Annotated in this window: 7 protein-coding genes; all 7 read right to left on the bottom strand. The window is 61.9% G+C overall.

Annotated features, from left to right (window positions below):
- Positions 1 to 326 precede the first annotated feature (326 nt).
- The 7 genes from E1748_RS26665 to E1748_RS26635 all read right to left on the bottom strand — a co-directional run bounded on the left by E1748_RS26665 (position 327) and on the right by E1748_RS26635 (position 19,859).
- Positions 327 to 806, bottom strand: coding sequence for a GspH/FimT family pseudopilin (locus E1748_RS26665; RefSeq protein ID WP_133650258.1), 480 nt, complete (start codon positions 804 to 806; stop codon positions 327 to 329).
- 9 nt (positions 807 to 815) lie between these two features.
- On the bottom strand, positions 816 to 2,042 hold the full coding sequence (gspF, locus tag E1748_RS26660) for a type II secretion system inner membrane protein GspF (RefSeq protein WP_133650257.1): 1,227 nt from the start codon (positions 2,040 to 2,042) through the stop codon (positions 816 to 818).
- Between the two features lie 325 nt (positions 2,043 to 2,367).
- Positions 2,368 to 3,627: a substrate-binding domain-containing protein gene (locus tag E1748_RS26655; RefSeq protein ID WP_133650256.1), complete on the bottom strand. Its 1,260-nt coding sequence runs from the start codon at positions 3,625 to 3,627 to the stop codon at positions 2,368 to 2,370.
- Between the two features lie 520 nt (positions 3,628 to 4,147).
- Positions 4,148 to 5,446: a substrate-binding domain-containing protein gene (locus E1748_RS26650; protein ID WP_133650255.1), complete on the bottom strand. Its 1,299-nt coding sequence runs from the start codon at positions 5,444 to 5,446 to the stop codon at positions 4,148 to 4,150.
- A 157-nt stretch (positions 5,447 to 5,603) separates the two neighbouring features.
- Complete coding sequence (gene cysC, locus E1748_RS26645; RefSeq protein ID WP_240766796.1) at positions 5,604 to 6,197, bottom strand: adenylyl-sulfate kinase; 594 nt, start codon at positions 6,195 to 6,197, stop codon at positions 5,604 to 5,606.
- On the bottom strand, positions 6,190 to 7,320 hold the full coding sequence (locus E1748_RS26640) for a TIGR03032 family protein (protein ID WP_240766795.1): 1,131 nt from the start codon (positions 7,318 to 7,320) through the stop codon (positions 6,190 to 6,192). The genes cysC and E1748_RS26640 overlap by 8 nt, the downstream gene beginning before the upstream one ends.
- A 47-nt stretch (positions 7,321 to 7,367) precedes the next feature.
- Positions 7,368 to 19,859, bottom strand: a complete 12,492-nt coding sequence (locus E1748_RS26635; protein ID WP_240766794.1) for a filamentous haemagglutinin family protein — start codon at positions 19,857 to 19,859, stop codon at positions 7,368 to 7,370.
- Between the last annotated feature and the right edge of the window lie 63 nt (positions 19,860 to 19,922).

The raw sequence follows: 19,922 nt of genomic DNA, 5'->3' as shown, positions 1-19,922 counted from the left end.
AGAAGGTCTTCTGGCGGGCACTAATCCCCGATTACCGAAGCCCGCGGAAGGAACCGCAGTGCTTCAAGACCTTGACCTTATTCGTGCGATTCATTCTATAGACGGGCCAATTGTTTAACAACCGATTAATACAATGCCTCGACGAATATCTCTTCGGAATTCGAATTATTAATTTGTCGAGACAGAATGTACGTATAAAAGATGGGATTGCAGGACTCTAATCGACGGTGATACGTACCATTCAACATCAAGCATTCACAATCGGGAAATGCGGATTGCGTGCTTTTGTCGACGGGGTTTTAAGCCGGTTAATTATGCTTTATGCATTAAGGCCGTCGCACGCTAAAACTTCCAATGCCCGTGCTCATTACCTGCATTCGCGTATCGCCTGAATAGAGCGTGACCGTGATCGGTGCATCGATGCTTTCTTCGCCGAATACGACGCGCTGCGTCGTGCTGCCGCCGGTGTAGCGAATCGATACGCCCGTGACTTCCGCTTGCCAGCGATGTGCGCCGAGCACGCTGTCGGCGAGCGGTTGCCAGCTGCCGTTCGCGCCACGTCGCATGAAACGATAGCCACCGCCGACCGGTTGCCATGCGATCGGCGTCGAACGGATCTGCGCTTCGTCGACGGCGGATTCGAACAGCATCGAGAGCCGCTGCGCTTCCTCGGTGAGATCGGTCCTGCGATTGTGCGTCGGTGCGAGCGTAACGACTGCGATCAGCATTCCCGCGATCAGCAGCACTACCAGCATTTCGAGCAGTGTGAAGCCGCGCTGATTGCGTCGCTTGTTTAAGTCGCGCATCGCCGTCGCTCAGTGGACCAGGTTGTTCAGCTCGATGATCGGCAGCATCACTGCGAGCACGATCACGAGTACCGTGCCGCCCATTGCGAGAATCAGCAGCGGTTCGAGCAGGCTGGTGAGGAACATCGTGCGACGCTCGAGCTCCGATGCCTCGCCGGCCGATGCGCGATCGAGCATCGTCGTCACGTCACCGGTTGCTTCGCCGGAGCGGATCAGATGCACGAGCACCGGCGGAAACGTTTTCGTATTGCCGAGCGCGCGCGACAGCGACGTGCCTTCGCGCACACGCACGATCGCATCGCTGACGAGCCTGCTCATCGCGCGGTTGCTGAGCGTTTCGCCTGCTGCCTGCAGCGCGCGCAGGATCGGCACGCCGGCGGCAATCAAAATGCCGAGCGTGCTCGCGAAACGCACCGTGTTGTAGCCGCGCACGAGTTTGCCCGCGAGCGGCGCGGTGAGCAGCCAGCGATCGAATGCGAGACGGGGGCCGGGACGCGACAGCGTCGAGCGCACGAAATACGCAATCACCAGCACGGTGAGCGCCATCGCCCACCACCAGTGACGTACCGCGTCCGACAGCGCCATCATCATCACCGTGAGAAACGGCAGTTGCTGTTTCGTGCTCGCGAACACGTTGACGACCTGCGGCACGACGTAGCTCAGCAGGAACGCGACGATGCCGAACGCGACGACCGTCACGACCGCCGGGTACGTGAACGCGAGCGTGATTTTCTGTTTGAGCGCATTGCGCTGTTCGATGTAGTCGGCGAGACGCGACAGCACGAGGCCGAGCTTGCCGGTATGTTCGCCGGCCGACACGAGTGCGCGATAGATGTCGGGGAAATCGCGCGGATGTTGTGCAAGCGCGTTCGCAAACGAATGACCGCCGAGCACTTCGCCGCGGATCGCAGCCATCAGTTCGCGGATGTAGTCGCGTTCGGCTTGATCGGTGAGCACTGATAGCGCTTCGTCGAGCGGCAAGCCTGAGGTCAGCAGGCTCGCTAGTTGGCGCGTTAGCAGTGCCTGTTCGCGTTGCGAGAGTTTGCGTCCGAAACGTGCTGCGGTTGAGTTTTGACCTGCTGCACCCTGCGTGCGTCCGGCGGCGGTCGTGACCGTCATTGGAACCAGACCCTGCGCGCGCAGCTGGCTGCGTACCGAGCGTGCGCTGTCGCCGTCGAGTACGCCCTTGCGTGCCTTGCCGGCCGTGTCGATGGCTTCGAAACGGAATGCGGTCATTGTGGGGTTCTCCGGGTGCGGGGCTTCCTGGTGCTGCGCGGTGCTTCTCAGTGCTTGCAGGTTAAGCAGAGCGATTGGCAGCGCGTGTGACAGATTGTGCGCATCACTTGCGCTGGGTCTGGAAATGAAAATGCGTACCGGCGAAGGCCTTCGCCGGTACGCACCGTTGCTGCTGTGCTGCTGAGTCTTACCCTGCACGGCTTACTACTTACCGTGTTTTTTTACCTGATTGCTTTTGGTCCGTGGAGATGGGCTTTGGGGTTTGGACGCTGTCTAAGCGTCTTGGGCCTTTTGCTTTTCTACGCGGAGTGCAGCGTTACATCGATTAACGGCCGAGCGTGCCGCAGACCGAGTTGCCGATGTTCAGGTTGTAGCCGTTCGTGTTCGCCAGGATGTCGGCGGTGATCGCGTTCTTATACGAAGCCGGAACCACATCGAAGCCGTTGTTGTTCAGGATCGCAGCGTACGTGGCGTTGGTGTAGTGCGCCGTCAGGAAGTTGACCAGACGCGTACGCAGAAGCGACGTCTTGTAGCACTGGCTGACGATGATGTTGCTCGTACCAGAGATCGGATAGCCTGCCTTCGGATTCGAAATGGCGATCCACGACGGGTCCGTCTTGCTGATGTTGGCACCCGGCACCCAGTTGAACGGGTTGGCTTCGGCAGCCGCACCGCTCGGCGCTGCCACCGAGCCAAGGGCGATCGTCGCGTTCTGATACGTCGGGGCAACGTCAAGGCCCGTCGTCGAATTGCGCAGGCTGGCCACTGCCAGCGCGTTCGTCGCGTTCGGCGACGACGGAGCGAGCGTCGTGTTCGTGTAGTCCGGGCTCAGGTAACCGAATGCAGCCGTGCCAGCAGTACGGTACGACACCAGTTGCGATGCCACACCACCGCTACCCGTCGCGCCGATGAAGTTCGCCGGCACCGTGGTGAAGTTGCTCGCGAACGCCTGCGTTTCGTTGAACGCGACGTTCGAATTGCCGCTGGCGCCGGTCGTGCAGACCGCGGCCAGGTGGCGCGTCAGCAGATCGGTCGTGCCGCTGCCGTCAAGGCGATACACCACTTGAATCGGCGTGCTGACCGTCGTATAGGCGGCGCTCGTCGTCGGGTTGATGATCTGCGTCCAGTTGGTGATCTTACCGGAGTAGATGCCGCACAGATCGTTGTCGTCCAGTGCAACCGTGCCCGTCACCGACGAAGGCTGGCTCACATACGGAACCGTAATCGGCGTGACGATGTACGGCAGCTGGATCAGCTTGCCGTCGGTGGACGTACGGGCATACGAGCCCGTCGTGTCGACTTGCGTCGACGACAGAGCAGCGTCGCTATTCGCGAAGTGAACCGTGCCGCTCGTCTGACCGAGCGAAGCCGGGGCGTTGGTCAGGAATGCCGTTTGACCGGCGCCGCTGCCAACCGAGAAATAATTGATGCCGCCGCCGAACTGCGTGATTTCCGACGTGATGCTCGGGAACACGAGCGACGAACCGCCACCGAGGAGAGACACTTGAGCCATCGCTGCCGATGCGCCGAGTGCCGAGCATGCGAAAACGACTGCGGTGCAGATCTTGCGCTTGCTGAATTTCATCGCCATTCCTTCTGGATTGTCCAAGGGGAAGCTACGGAATACAGACGACTATTTCGTCGTGCTGCCATGCCAAATATATGTTTGAGTTCCCTGGTCATGGATTAAATGTGCGTGAATTAGAGGAGGCGGTTTGGCAACAGAATGTGCTTAACTTTTATTGATATTTATGCTCATTGATTACCAGATGTTTTTCTCGCTCCGAAAATAGAATGACGAACTTGAATTCCCTATTAACAGATAAAACTTGCGGACTGATTCCCTTGATATCGGAATTTCTGTCCATCTGTCACACCAGATTGTGCGCATCACGCGCGTTGCCGCCGAAAATAAAAATGCGTCCCGGCGAAAGCCTTCGCCGGGACGCACGTTGCTGCCATGTTGCCAGGTCTTACCCTGCACGGCGTATTGCTTGCCATGTTCAACCTGATTGCTTTTGTTCCGCGAAGAGGGCTTCACGTTGAACGCTGTCCTGACGTCGTGCGCCTTTTGCCTATCTACGCGGAGTGTTGCGTTACATCGATTAACGACCGAGCGAACCGCAAGCCGTCGGATTGCCGATGTTCAGGTTGTGGGCGGGGCTACTGTTGTTCGCCAGGATGTCAGTGGTAATCGACGTCCTGTAGACAGTCGGAACCACGTCGAAACCATTGTTTCTCAGGATGGCAGCGAACGAGGAGTTGGTGTAGTGGCTGGTCAGGAAGTTGAGCATACGGATACGCACCACCGGGGCCGGCCTGTCCGTCTTGTAGCACTGGCTGACGATGATGTTGCTCGTACCGGAGATCGGATAGCCGACGGTCGGATCGGAGATCGCAACCCACGACGGGTCCGTCGAGCTGATATTGGCACCCGGCACCCACTTGAACGGATTGGCCTCATCCGCAGCAGTCGTCGGAGCCACCACCGTGCCGATCGCGAGCGTCGCGTTCTGATACGTCGGTGTCACGTCGGCGTTCGTATGCGAGTTGCGCAGGCTTGCCACCGTCAGTTGGTTCGCCGCCGCGAGTGTCGACGCGGGGGCCAGCGTCGTGTTCGCATAAGCCGGACTCAGGTAACCAAATGCAGTTGCGCCGGCGGTACGCAACGACACCAGTTGGGATGCAACGGAAGCATCACCGGACTTGCCCGTGAAATTCAACGGCGGCGTGGAGTTGATGAAATTGCTGGCGAACGTCGGTGTTTCAGCGAATGCGATGTTCGAGTTGCCGCCAGCGCCGGTCGTGCAAACCTTGGCCAGGTGCCGTGTCAGCAGATCGGTCATGCCACTGCCGTCCGTGCGGTACACAACCTTGATCGGCGTGCTAGCCGCCGTATAGGCTGCGCCCGTTGCCGGGTTGATGATGGCGTTCCAGTCCGTGATCTTGCCGGAGAAGATACCGCACAGGTCATTGTCGTTCAGCGACACCGTACCCGTCACGGTCGACGGTTGACTCACATAGGGAATCGTGACGGGCGTCACGAGATAGGGCAACTGAATCAATTTCCCGTCGGTGGAGGTGCGGGCATATGAGCCTGTTGTATCGACCTGGACCGGTGTCAGCGCGGCGTCGCTATTCGCAAAGTGCACAGTGCCGGTGAGCTCTACGCTCAACCACGTCGGGTCATTGTCCAGAAATGCCCTCTCGCCATTACTGCTGCCCACTGCGTAGTAAGTGATCGGCAAACCAAACTGCGTGATTTCCGAAGCGATTGCCGGAGCTACTGACGACGCCCCTCCACCAAGTATCACGACCGGTACCTGTGCTCTTACCTCTGCCGACGCCCAGGCAGCACACGCTAAAACAACTGCCTCAGCCAATTTACGCTTAACCAGATTCATTTTGACTTCCCATTGATTAAATTGCCAACCGCATATCGACGGTAGATAAGAATTCACAACTCTTAATCTAGATCGCCCGGCAATTAGCCAAGTTAAATCTCAATGAACCTTGCAAATCGGATTGGCAACCGAATCTACGCAACTTCGTCTTGCGCGATCACGAATACGGGGGGCCATCGAACGACACAGATGCCCTTACATACGTCGCTACCAAGTCAATCGCGGCCTCAGCATCTAGCTGAGCGCTATCGACCACGAGTTCCGCAGCTTCGGGCACCTCATACGGGGACGAGATACCAGTGAACTCAGCAATCTCTCCGCGACGCGCGCGTCGATAAAGCCCTTTCGGATCACGCGCCTCGCAGACAGCGAGATCGGCCTTCACGTAGATCTCGTGAAACGCATCGCCCGCTGCACGCCGTGCCGCCAAACGCCCCTCACGAAACGGCGAGATCAATGCGACGATCACGATCATCCCCGCGTCGGCAAGCAGCGCGGCAACCTCGCTGACCCGACGCACATTCTCGGCACGGTCGTCAGCGTCGAACCCGAGGTCGCGATTCAGACCTGCCCTCAACCGATCACCGTCGAGCACGATCACCTCATACCCGGCATCGAACAACACCTGCTCGACACCCGAAGCGATCGTAGATTTGCCAGCCCCCGACAACCCGGTCAGCCAGATCACCGCCCCGCGATGACCATGGCGACGTTCGCGTTCCGCGCGGGTCGGTATGACGCAATCAGGCACCTGCGCCCTCTTCGTCTTCCGCTGTCTGATCGGGCGAGCGACGCTCCCACATGCCGCCGTGCGGCGTCACGAGGCTTGGTGTCTGGAACCACTGATCGGGCGACAGAATCTCCGCGCGACGTACACGTGGAATCACCTGCACGTCGAACACTTCATCGACACCATTGAAGAAATGCAGAATGCCGAGCACGCTGCCGGTGTGCGCGTCGAGCGCGGCAACGCCAGCCACCAGTTCACCTTCGTCTTCGATGGGCAATCCCTGCGGACCGCGCTTATCGCGCAGCTTCGACAACCCCACGAACAGCACGCCACCATATTCGGCGAGGCCATGCGTGAAACCGGGCAACGTCGCGAGCACAGTGATTTTTCCCGACTGCTGATCGATACGCAGCACCCTGCCGCGACCGCCTTCGAGCACATACAGCTGCCCGTTGATCACACGCGGCGAATGCGGCATCGATAGCCCTTCGGCAACGATGCGCCCGCTCGGCACCTCCATCACGATGCCGCCGTGCGCCATGTCCTTGCGCCAGCCGTACGCGGTATTCGTCCGGCCGAGCGCAGTGGCGAAGCGTACCTTGCCGTCCTCCATCGCCATGCCGTTCAGATGACAGCGGTCGTCCGCAGAAAACTCCGTGACGAACGGCGGTTGCCAGAGCGGCGTGAAGTTGTAAAACCCGTCGATCACCGAAATACATGAGAATCGCGTGTTCACAGCGACCACGGCCTGCTTGTTGAACGCCATGTCGTGCAGATCGCAGTACGCGGTGAAGAACGACGCACGCGGGACGAACACCGCGTCGTAGTGATCCGGGCGTAACGGATATTCCGCAGCGATCGAGCGCACGTTCGCGTAGATCATCAACTCGCGTGCAGTCGCGATCGCGAGCCGATCGCCGCTCGCGGCAAGGCCCATCGAGCGCGGCAGCAAGCACGCAGACAGCGTCGGTACGCCATTGTCGACACCGAGCAGTGCGACACCCGATGGCCTGCGGCTAAGCGCAAGCGTGCACTGCAGCGCTTCGAGCACGGGCAGGAAGCGATCCGTGTCGCGCAGGTTGATGAATGGCTGCGCTTCGTCGCGCGCAGCCTGTGTGGCTTGCTTTTCCTCGAGCAGGGTCAAATCGTCATGTCCTTTTACGATCGCGATGCGATGATAAAACCTCTGCGTTACGGCTGCTTGCACTTGCGTGAGTCGCCGGTACACGAATTGTCGTCACCGTTGTCGCCAAACCCTTCAACCTCAACCGTGATGATCCAGCGCCGCCGTGGCCCGCCCGACGCAGCGTTCCGGGCGATGTCCTGCGCAATCTGGTTAACCGCGGACCCCGCTGAACTCGCCGCAGCCAACGCACCGGGGTCTACCGTCGGTGCAGTCTGCAGACCGGTGCTCTTGGCTGCCGTAACGTTATCGGCATTCGCAACGTGCAGCGCCGCGACGTTCACCGTACCCGACGCGCGAATACCCGCGTCGCCCGCATCGACGGTACCGCGCGGCGCGATCAGGTTCACGTCGCCCGCCGCTGCGCCAGGAATAGTCTGCAGTGTCGCGATACCGGCGCCGGTCACTTCGCCGCGCGCATCCACCGTGCAGTAGTGATCGCGATCGCACAGGTATTCAGGCGGCGGTACGTCGGCGATGGACTTCGACCCCTTACCCGCGTTGACGTCGCCATTCGAACTCCAGATCGTCATGCTGCCGCCCTGCTCGGTAAAGATCCGGCTTTGCGCGAGCAATACGCTCTGGTCGGTGAAGATGTTGATGTCGCCTTTCTCGAGGGTAAGGATACCGATTTTGCTCGCGTTGCCGACGTTCGGCGGCGCCGCGCTGCTGCCGACCAGTGCTTCGCCGCCCGGGCCGAGAATCGAGATCGAGCCGCCCTGTTGCGTCTGGATCGTCGAACTGCGGATGTCGAGGTTGCCGGTCGATACCGGCTTGTTCGAGCCGTTGCTGCCTCCTGCCGTGTCGTTCGCCGTGTAGCCGAGCGATGCGGGGAACATCGTCGCGATCGCGGAGTAACCGCGTGCGTACTGCTGGAAGAACGGACTGTTCGCGTTGTTGTAGTCCGTGCCGACCGCGGTCAGCACGCTGAACAACACTTGCTGCGCGAAAATCTGCTGGACGTAGGCGGGAAGCGCCTGGAATTCCTTCCACGCTTCGGCGGCCGTTAGCGTCCCGACCGCGTTCTGCGCATTCGTCCTGTCTGCCTGCAACCCTGTGTCGACGCCCTTGCCCGCGTCGTACTGTTCCATGAAGGCGATCAACGCCGGTGTAGTGCTCGGTACGCCCTTGACCGACTGCGAAGGGTCGATGTATGTCGCGATGAAATTCGCGTTGTCGATGCCGGGCGCTACGCCGAACAGCACCTGTACGTTCGCGCTTTCGTGCGGCAGGAACGGGTTGTTCGCGTTGCCGACCGCGTTAATGCCGGTTGTGCGGTTGGGTGCTTGAAGCTGGCTGATGAATGGGCCGATGTTGCTGCCCGCTTCGATATCGAATGTGCCCGGGCCGCCGAGCACGAATGCGGGTGTCACCGCACTAACATTGCTGAGAGTGGGGAGCGAAGTGACGGGCACATCCAGAATGTTGCCGCCGGCCACGATACGCGTAACGTCGTCGGCGCTCAGGTTCTGCCCGTTGAACGCGAGGTTGACGATGTCCTTGCCGGCATAGAGTTGCGCGACCTTGTCGACGTCGAGCGTCATTAGGTTTTGGTAAACGCCGTTCGCATCTGGGGCGCCGTTGACGATACTGCCATCGAGGCTGTAGATACGCACCGGCTGCGTGTCACCCCCATGCAGCGCGGCGACCTGATGCTGAAGACCACCGCTCGGTAGCCTGTTCAAGTAGCCGTTGAGAGTAGCGATGCTACTGGCGACGGTGTTCGTCGGCGACGGCATCGTCGACGGATCCGAGTCGATCATGCCGAAGAGCGACAGGGCACCGGTCCACGCAGGGTTCATCGAGAACACAACCGACTGTGCAGCAAGCATGCTCAATTCGCCATCGGCGGACGGATACATCTGCCCAGGTGCCTCGATGGCGATACCGCCTGTGAATGCAGTCAGACTCAGGTTCGCAGGCAGAATTTCTGTAGCGGCCAGCGCTGTGCTACTGCTGGATCCAATCAGGAACGGCATGAGGCCGCCACTCGACGAAGCAGATTCACCGACGCCGACCGCCCCATATGTGACATTACCGGTGGTCGATGCGATGCTCACAGCAGAACTAGCAGAGTACCCCTGCGAATCCGCATGCTGTTTGTAGACAGCAAAGTCGACGCCCTCGATATACGACGGATTGAGAATGCCACCGATGTCTGCCCCGGAGCGTGCCGACACGTCGATCTGCCCGTTCTGAGTCGCGAGCAGTGTCGATACGGTGCCGATAGACCCCACCCGCCCGGCCTGATTGACGGCGTAAGCCTGCCCGTCGGAGCCTATCCGTCCACCTGCCGTAATCGTGCCCGTTCCGTTCGCGACGAAGTAGTCGCCGCTCAGGATGTCGCCACCCGCCTGTACGTCGAGATTGCCGCCGCCCACGACGCGAGGTTGCGAGGTACTTCCCGCTACATTGCCGGTGTAGGTGGTCGGCAGCGAAACCGCGAGATCGGTGATATTGCCGCCCGCACTCACCGACACGTTGCCGCCGACGCTCATCACGCCCTGGTCGAATGCACCGAAGTTGATCGATGTCTGCGTGATCGTTCCAGTCCCATCCACCACGTTGCCGAGTTCCATCCACGGCCACCAGAACTGCGAGATCGATGCGCCCCTGGTGCCCGTCACAGCACCTGTCGTATCGACGACATTCTCGATGCCCGTGATGTCGTTCTGCGCGTGAATTGAAATATCTCCGGCACTGTCCGGGTTGACTGCGGGCGTGATCAGGAAGTTCTGTGCGGCCGCCGAAGCCTGGCCTGCTGCGATCAGCGTCGATCCTTGCTGCGTCGTACCTGCCGCCGGCGCCCCCGCCGTATAGATCGCACCTGGTGCCGACGTGTCGAGCAACGTAATGTCGTTGGCCGCGGCGATATCGATCGAGCCGGTACCTGTGCGGATCAATGTAGGTGCGAGGATCGTCAACGTGTTGGCCGCGTTGTCGACGAAGTGGCCGCCGGTCGATGTGACGTAGGCGAAGTGGCCGTCGATCGTGACGCTACCCGTGGAGGTAGCGGGCTGCAGCGCCAACGGGTCCGCACTGCCCAGGTCCGCGCCGCCGACAAGACGGAACGACGTACTCGCACCGCCGTTGAGCGACGCAGTCAGTAGCGGCAGCGGATTGGTCGAGGTAGCAACCGGAGACGGCGTGTTGTCGACCGGAGCAGGTGTGCCGGTGGTAACTGTCGTCGTCGTCGTGGATGGCTGAACCAGTGTTGTCAATACTGCCGGTGGGGCCACGAACGGTACGAGATTGTAGGGATGGCTTGAATTCTGCCCTCCCCCTGCTGCCGGCAGGTCGAGCCACGTATTCATCGCCGTCGCATACGCCGTATAAACGGCCTCGTACTTCAACCAGGCATCCGGGTCGGCGGCTACATCTGCTGCGGTAGGAGCCTGACCGCCAAATACAGGTTGGCCAGCGACTACCGGTGTCGATGGCTTGGCAGTGCTCTCGTCACGAAACTGCGCCATAAGTAAGCCAATGGCGCGGTTGTGCGCGGTATTTCCGTTGGCGTTTGTTGGCCCTATCACGTCGTTCAGATAGTCGAGATACATGCCGTAGTACTGCGCGACCTCCGCCGCGTCGGCATTCGATGCAAACGTGGATGCAGGTGCAGGTTTGGCCAGAACTGCGCCCCATATAGCACTAAGACTGTACTTGCTGTTGTACTTCGGACCGTAGGCTGGACCGTACTTATAGTAGGGGTTGTACGCCAACGTGAAATACGCGTCGTGATAACTACTCGCCGACGGCGGCGTAATCGTCACCGTAACCGTCGTCGTCTGCACCCCCGGCTGCGTCGGATTCGCAATCTGAAAGAACCCATCCGTCAGACTCGCATCCACCTGCACATCGTGTTCCGCACGGAACGTAATGTCGGGCCCTTGCCCTTCATAACGGAATGCGAGATTCGTCGGCGAACTACCCGCACCGAGATTCCAGTTCGTCTTGATCGAGATATCGCCGTTGTTGATCGCAGGACTCGGGTTATCGAGTTCGATACCCGGCATCGCATGAAAATTCGCGACGCCTGCGAAGCGATTCTCAAACGTAAAGCCCGGATTCTCGACAAAGCCCATCAGCGTGCCGGGCGTGTTCGTCGTGCCGCTTTGATAACCGTAGAACGTCTGATGGTCAGCGTTCGGCGTGGTCGGCGTGAAGTAGTCGTTCTGCAGCGCGTTAGCGAGGTCAACAGCGTTCATACTGCCCGGCGTGTACGCAATCGTCTTGCCGCTCTGATCCGTGAAAGTCCCAGCAAGCAGATTGCCGTTACTGTCGTACCACCCCGCCGGATCGACGATCGAATCGAAATGCTTCGGACCGCTACCCGGATCGGTCGTACTCCACACCGCGTACGCTTCGAGCGTTGTCGCGCGCGAGCCGACGATCTGCACGCCCGGCGCATCCGTCGACGTCCCCGGCGTAAGCGTCACGTTCACATCACCGTTCGAGAGCAACGGTGCGCGGAAATTAACTGTACCGCCCGACAGCCCGCCAGCCGTCCCACCAGACACATCGATCTTCGCGCGATTGCCGAGCGTGATCGTGCCGGAGTTCGCCGCAGACACGTCCTCGTATCCATACGTCGGGTTCAACTGCACGACACCGCCGACGGTATCGGGTGTGCCGGTCGTCCCGAGATTAACGGTACCGCCGCGCTGATTCGGATTAGAGCCGGTAGCGATCAACGAGCCTTCGACGTCGACACCACTGCGCCCATACAGGTCAATCTCGCCACCTGCGTTGCCGGCGGCATTGATCGTCCCCAGCACCTGCACGTTACCGCTTGCCGTAGTCGGCCCACCTGAGCCGCCGTCGGCAGTCAGTTGAACAAGGTGCGCCGTCAGCGTGTTGCCCGCGGACAAAGTCAGGTTACCCGCCTTCGTCCAAACCGAAATTCCATCGTTGACACCGCTCGCCGCGAGCGTCTTCGCGAGGCCGTCGAGATCCACTGCGCCACCGGTCTCGAGCGAGAACGAGCCACCGAGGTAGCCCGCCGCCGCCGCACCCTTGAGCGTGCCGCCAAGCTGCACCGTCTGTGACGGAGCCGACAACGTGACGCTGCCCGCCGCGCCACCACCGGCTGCACCCGAGAAGTCGAGCGTCGCCCCCGGCTGCACGTTGATCGAGCCCGCATCGGCCGTTAATTTGATTGCACCAGCCGGAGCGTATGCAGTGACATCGAAGAACTGCAACGCGACACCTGCCGAACTGACGAGTGAACCCGCACCCACATTCAGGTCGCCGGTCGTTGCTTCGAGATTCACGTTACCGGCCGGCGCAGCGATCGTCGCGCCGTTATCGTTCAGCGTGCCACCAGTGAACGACAGCTGACCACCGAGCGGCTTCAGCGTCGTCGCGGTGCCGCCAGCCGCATTCAGGTTCAGCACACCGGTCGTGGTCACGGCCTCTTTGGAGCCGGTATCGGCGAGATAGATCGGCGCGGCGAACGTCACCGGCGCCGCACCGAAATCGAACGATCCGCTGCCCTGCCCGACGATGCCGCTCGATGCGTTCATCGTCACCGCACCGATGCCGCTGACGCCCTTGCTGCCCGTACCGAAGTCGATCTCCTTCGCGTTCACTGTCAGCGTGCCGGTGCCGCCCGTGCTCGCCGGCACCGTCGTGCCGAGTTCGTTCGTGAATGCGATCTGCTGACCGTTCAGCACGACCGAACCGCCATCGCTTGCGAAGGTCGGCGCGCTCAAATCGACGTTCGGTCCGAACGTAATGCTCTCGTTGCCGGTGAACGTCATCGCGCTGCGACTGCGCAACGTCAGTTGGGTCGTGTTGCTGAGTTGCGCGAGCGTGTTCGGTCCGATCACGAAACCGGGCAGGTTCGCTGCACCGGGATCAGTGCGATCCGTGAACGTGATCGCGGAACCGTCGGCCGCGATCGCCTTGCCGGACAACGCGACAGTCGGATCGACGCGCAGATCGCCCGACGAATCGAGCGTCAGCGACTGACCGCCCGACAACGTCGCACCCGCGCCGACGGTCAGCAAGCCAGGCACGGTGCCGGTCACGTCGTTGCGCGTGACCAGCACCTGCGCGCCTTGCGATACGCGCAGCAATGCGCCGTCGCCCGAGATCGCAGCCGCGCCTGTTGTTGTGTTCGCGTTCTGGCCGATCGTGATCGACTGATCCGCCGCAGCTGGATAGCTGCCCGTCGCGTTGATCACGCTGCCGGCCGCGATATCGAGCCCGCGCGATGCGTTCGGATCGGTGCCGGTCGGATCAGTCTTCGTGACGAGGAGAATCTCGGGACCGCTCAACGGCGACGACGCATCGTTGCTCACGACGACGCTGTTCGCGAGCGCGTTGATCGTGATGCCGCTCGTCGTCTGCGTACGCGTGCCGCCGATCAGCAGGCTGCCTGCGCCGAGCGCATCGAGCTGGCCTGCGTCGATCTGCAGATAGCCCGACAACGCCGCCTCGCCATTGCCGACGATCTGGATGTCCTGCGACGCGATGTCGACGTTAGCCGGTGCACCGCCGGTCGCCGGCGCCGAGTTCAGCGTCGCGCCGAGCGTTAGCCCTTGTGTAGCGGCGAGCACCAGTTGACCACCGTCGATCGGTAGACGCGGCGTCGCGTTGCCGGCCTTGCTTGCGAGCGCCGGGAAGAACGTGTTCGCGCTCGTCTCGGTGTACTGCGAATACTGCTGCCACACCGGACCCGACTGCACGGTGAAGAGCGTCGGCGTCGAACTGCGGCTGCCGCTCAACGCATTCACGGTGTAGCCCGCGACCACTGCGGTGCCATCCGGCAGTACGCCCGCGGCGTTCGCAGCAGGCGTGCTCGCGTTGGGTTGAGCGACTACGCGGAAGGCGCCTGGCAGCGTCGCGTACTGCGCAGGCAGCAGCGTATAGACACCTGCTGGGAGACCCGGCACGCCCTGCAGATACACAGCCTGTCCGGCCATTCCTCCGACGCCTGCCTGACCGACGCCCATCGATACCGTCTGCGTGCCGCCTGTCGAAGTCGGCTGCGTGACCTGCGCGATCACCGGATCGTATGCGGCAACCGGTGCGTGATAACCCGGTACCACCGCGTAGACGTTCGCTGCACCCGGGTTGACCGGTACCGCAGTGCCCGACGAACTGGTTGCGAAACTGACGTTGTACTGTTGCAGCAGGTTGCGGCTACCACCCGTGCCCGCGATCCATTCGGATGCCTGCAGATCGCCGCCGCCCGACAGGTCGATCGTGGCGCCGGGGCTCAGTGACACCTGGCTGCCGTTGACACTGACGAGTTTCGCAGGCGGTGCGGTAACGTCCGCCGGCTGCGACGCGTTCGTCGCGTTGTATTGCCACTCCGTACCGTCGACGGTCACGCCATACGGAATCACCGTATTGCCGTTCGACACCGATGTGATGCTGCCCGGCGCGAGCGACACTGACTGCGTCGCGACGAGCGGCAAGCCACCGAACTGCTTTTGCGTCGCAGGGTCCACAGCATTGCTGACACCAAAGATCAGACTGCCCGACGGCGCGCGCACGGTGCCGTCCTGGACGATATTCGTCGCGTCGACGAGCAAGCTGCCGCCTGCCGATAGCGGTACGTCGGAGGTGCCGTTCGACTGGAACGTTACTGTTGTCGATGCGGCTTTCCCGGTCGACGGGTCGACGGGGGCAACCGCGGCGATGACGAACGTGCTGCCACTCGCTGGATAGACGTCGGCGGCCTTGAAGGTGACGTTGCCTGAGGTGAACAGTGTGCCGGGCAGCAGCGCTGATGTACCGCCGGTATTGGTCGACGACAGGCGAATATCGCCCGTACTCGCAAATGTCGCGTTACCGAAGTTGCCGAGTTGCAACTGGTTTTCCAGATCGACGAACGACGCGTCGACCTGTAGCGTGCCACCCGCCGCCATCGGCACTGGCGTAGGCACCGCCACGGTCGAAGGACCTACAAACGCAACGTACGGCGCGTCGATCCGAACAGTCGGCGTGCCGATGTTCGAGATTCCGGAAAGCGACGAAGGTAACGACGTCGCACCTGCCGCGAGCGCGACGATCTGCGATGCGTTGACGATCACTGCGTTGCCGAGCGACAGGTTCACGTCGCCGGCAAATGCGACCGGCAACGGCTGCTGGTTACCCGGTGGCGGCCCGCTAAGCACGAGTGTCGAAATGCCGGAACCGTCGAGACGGTCGGCAGAGAAGCGGATCGCGCCGTTCGACGTCCCGAGGTCAGCACCCGGGGCACTCGCGATCGGCAGGATGTCGCCGCTTTGCTGGATGATCAGCGCGCTGGCGCCCGGCGATGTGGCTGTGGTTCCGTCCGGTTGCGTAGTGGTGATGGGGACATGCTCCGGCAGCAACGTCAGCGTACCTCCCTGCGCAAGCGCCGCCCCCCCATGCGCATCGAGCGTACCGTTGAAGTAGAGCCCGTTCGCCGCGCCGAGCGTGATCGAGCCGGCGTCGCTCCATACCGGCTGAGACACATACGTGCCGTTCGACTGCACCTGATCGAAATTCGCAGACGTACCCGAGACGTCAATACGCGCACCGGCCTGCACGATCACCGAGCCTTCGTCGTCCGACAACACGACCTTGCCGCCCGCGAGAATCTTGCCGGTCTGCGGCACGCCGATCGTCTGCCCCAGATGAACCGGTGCGGCGAGCGGATTCGTCAGCGCGACGCCAGACACGTCGAGTACCGCGTTCGGGCCAACCCATACAGACTGGCTGCGCGTCGTGTAACCATTACCACTCGCGAACACTGGCTGGCCGGGGAGCATGAAACCGTAGGCCTGGTTGGTGTCGGCGCTCAGTGTGATCGAGCCGCCGGGTGCAACGATCGAGCCGAGCACCGTGACCTGAGTCGGCGAGCCGAGTCCGATCGACGCGCCTGCGTCGGCGACGATCGACGCGCCCTCGCCGACCGTTACGCCACCGGTCACGTCGGGATACACCCCCACATGTGTTGCCGTGCCGATTACAGTTCCTTGCCACTGCCCAAGATATCCGCCCCCTGTCATGGTCAGGTTTGTGGCCTGCCGGTGATAAGGGTCAAGCGCGCCGATACTCGTCAGGCCGCCACTCATGATGTCGCTGCCGCTCACGGCCGATTGCAGCGCGACCGCATCGGGTAGCAGGTTCTGCTGCGTCACGCGCACTGTCGTGCCTGCCGCAATGCCGGCGTCGTATGCCGCGCTCAATACGTACTGGCCGAAGCCCTGCGACGCGAAGAAGTCCGCAGGCAGCACCGTCGCCCATGATGGCGCGAGCGCCGGATCGCCGCCGATCTCGAAACCGAGTCCATGCAGCGACAGCATGCCGCCACCGGAAAAGCCGAGACTCTTCAGGGTGCCGTCGAGCACAATCTGGCCAGCGGTCGGTTCAGTGGTAGGCAGCGGCGGCGTCGTGTCGGAGCCGTAGCCATTCGCGTAGGTCGACAGCGTGATGCTACCGCCCTTGCCTTGTGCGATGCCGTTGCTCATCAGCAACTGACCGTTCGCCTGCATCATGCCGCCGCTCGACACATCGAGCACACTGCCTTGCTGCAGAACGATCGAACCGGTCGTGTCGATAACGCTCTTGTCGGGCAGCGTCGCGCTCGCCGCATCGACCGACAATGTGATGCTGCCGCCGTTGATGTATTCGCTGTCGCCGGGCGTCGTCGTGCCGCCAGTCGCCTGCACGTCGTTGTTGACCCATTGGCCTGCGGTGCTGATCACCGCGTCCGGTCCGACCGTGATGTCTGCGGGTGTCGTCCCGCTAAATTTGCCCGCCAGCGCGAGCGTGATGTTGCCGGATGGTGCGATCAGATCGCCGAGCACGGTGATCGGCGCACGGGACGTTCCCGTCAGCTTGATCGATCCGCCGGGTTGCACGTGCAGGCTCGTACCGGCCGCGACGACGATGCTGCCACCACTGGCCTTATCCACCGTCACGCTGACATTCGACATGCCCGCCGCGTTCAGCGTATCGACCGGCACGGTCTGCCACGCGAGCACATTGTCGGGGTTGCTGCTGCCGAGCGCGTTGAGTGCGGTGGTGTCGAGCAGCGTGCCGGCGCCGAAGCCGGGCGCAAGATCGCTCAGTTGCGGTGCGGTGTTCTGCAGGATCACGTTCGCAGGCGTGCCGGTCAAACTAACAGCCGCAGGATCGGCCAGCAACGGATTCTGCCCCAGCGTAAAACTGCCGCCCGAAGGCTGCGCATTACCCTGCACCTGCTTCGTGCCCGCAAGCGACTGCGCACTGATATTGCCGTCCAGCACGAGCGCCTGCTCGGCGAACACGTTCAGCGTGCCTGCATTGCCGCCGACGATGTAGTCCGCCTGATACGCGCCGCCGGTCAGCAGCGGGTTGTACCAGGTCTCCACGACCTTCCAGCGTCCATGCGACTGCGAGAACTGACCCGCAACACCCACGTAGTTGTCGAATGGACTCGCCTTGCCGATCGGCACGATGAGACCGTTCGAGTCGACGAGGCGCGTCGTCGCCGCGTCGCCGCCGAGGTAATGTACGTAGCCGCCGTTCAGGTTCAGTGATGAACCGTTCGCGGTCATCACTTCGCCGCCTGCTAACGTGATCGTGCCGCCGTTGACCAGCAACTGATCGACCGAGCGCGGAATCAGGCTCACGTAGCCCGCAAGATTCAGGATCGGGCTGCCGACCCATTGCAGGCCATCTGCACCAGTCCCCGACAGCGTGCTGTCGACGACAACGTTCTTCAATCCGAACAGGAAGCTGTTGCGAAGCAACGGCGAATCGGCAAGCTCGTTCTGGCCGATACGTGGAATCGTGACCAGCGTCGACGCCATCGCTTCTTCGACGTTCGGGAGCCCCGACACGTCGATCGTCGAGCCGGTGTCGAGATAGATCCGTCCCGGCGCGACGGTGTCGCCGGGCGCAGTCGTCGAGATACCCGACTGTACGAGCGCTGCCATCGATACGGTCGAGCCCGGTGCTTCGATCAGCGAGCCGGGCTGCATCCAGATGGAGCGGCCGGTCAGTGTGATGCTGCCTGGCGTAAACGAAGTGGTAGGGCTGGACGTCGCGGTTTCGCCGTCGTCGGACGGCAGGATCGTCGTGACGGAATCCGGGCCGAATGAAAGCAGGCCCGCACGGCGATTCGCGGGCGTGGTAACCGAGTCGGGCCCAATTCCGGTACCGCTCGCGTCGAGGTATCGCGTGCCATTGGGACTCAGCGCTCTCGCTTCGTCGACGGTGGAAATGTTAATGCTGCCAGGGTAGCTGACACCGGTCGTCACACCGACGACACCGTTCTGCCGCACGTTCGATCCGAGCAGCGTGATGTTGCCCTTGTCCGCCTGGATAATGCCGGTATTCGTAACCGTACCTGCTGGCGTGACATCGGTGCCGTTGAACAGGATCTGTCCGCTCAATTGCGGCCGCAGCAGTTGCGAATTCGCGGCCGGCGGCAGCACGCTCACGCCGACACCAGCGGCAAGGATGGTCTGGCCGTTGGTCGTGGTGATCGAGCCGGCGTTCGTCACGTTCGGCGCGGCGATCAGCACGAAGCCTCCATCGCTGACCGTGCCGTTGGCATTCGTCTTGATCGATGCACCGGGAGCGATTGTGATGTCGCCGGGCGGCTGATATGCATTTGCCGAGGTCGTCGTCACGGCGTTGCCGAGCCCGAGCACTTCAGTCGGATCACTCGTTTGCGTACCGACAAGCCCACCCAACTGCGCAGTGAACTGGTTGTTACTGTTCTGAACATCCGTCGCCGACTGCTTCAACGCGTCGTTCATGTTCAGAAAATCAAGCGACGACGCCACCAGCGAATGCACGTTCACCTGCGATCCCGCACCGAACAGAATCCCGTTCCGGTTGATCACATAAACCGAGCCCTGCGCATTCATATTGCCCAGAATCTGACTCGGCGCACCCGACGGATCATTGATCCGGTTCAGCACGACCCAGTTGTTCGCGCCGTTGCTCTGCGTGCCGCCGGACTGATCGAAATTGAGTGTGGTCTGCCGCCCGACGTTCATCGTCTGCCACGTGAGAATCGCAGTCTGGCCGTTCTGCTTCACGCCGACGTCGACGTGGCCGTTCGCATCCACCGTCTGCGTCGGCAGATTCGCGTTTTGCCACAGCATCGAATTATTCGTCGCGCCCGGTGCGACCTGCAGACCGCCCGTCGCCAATCCGTTCGGAACGTTCGCAGCAGCCACCGCAGCGGCGGCCGCAGCCTGCTGCGCAGCGATCTGCGCCGCGATGCTTTGCGCGGCACGTCCGAGATTCTGGATCGACGGCTGGCTCGCCTGCAGCGCCTGCTGCGGCGACACGCCAAGATTCGGCATGCCCGCGCCACCACCCGCCCCGCCGACGCCCGTGGCCGCTATTCGCGCGCCGACCTGGCCGAGATTCACGATGCCCGCCGCGTGCGCATGTGCCGACATGCCGGCTGCCACCATCAACGCAACCGCGTGGTAGAGCGGCCGCAAAGCGGACTGCGGCAGATGAGCGGGGCGCTGAACGCGCTTCTTGTTTTTTTGATTGAAGCTACGAGCTCGCATCGTCGAATCCCTGAAGCGCAAATAAGCGGACACCGCGCAGCAGGCGACCCAGCGCCGACTGCA

Source organism: Paraburkholderia flava, assembly GCF_004359985.1.
GTDB lineage: Bacteria > Pseudomonadota > Gammaproteobacteria > Burkholderiales > Burkholderiaceae > Paraburkholderia > Paraburkholderia flava.
The sequence above is the reverse complement of the archived record's forward strand: the minus strand, read 5'-3'. Positions and strand labels throughout refer to the sequence as shown.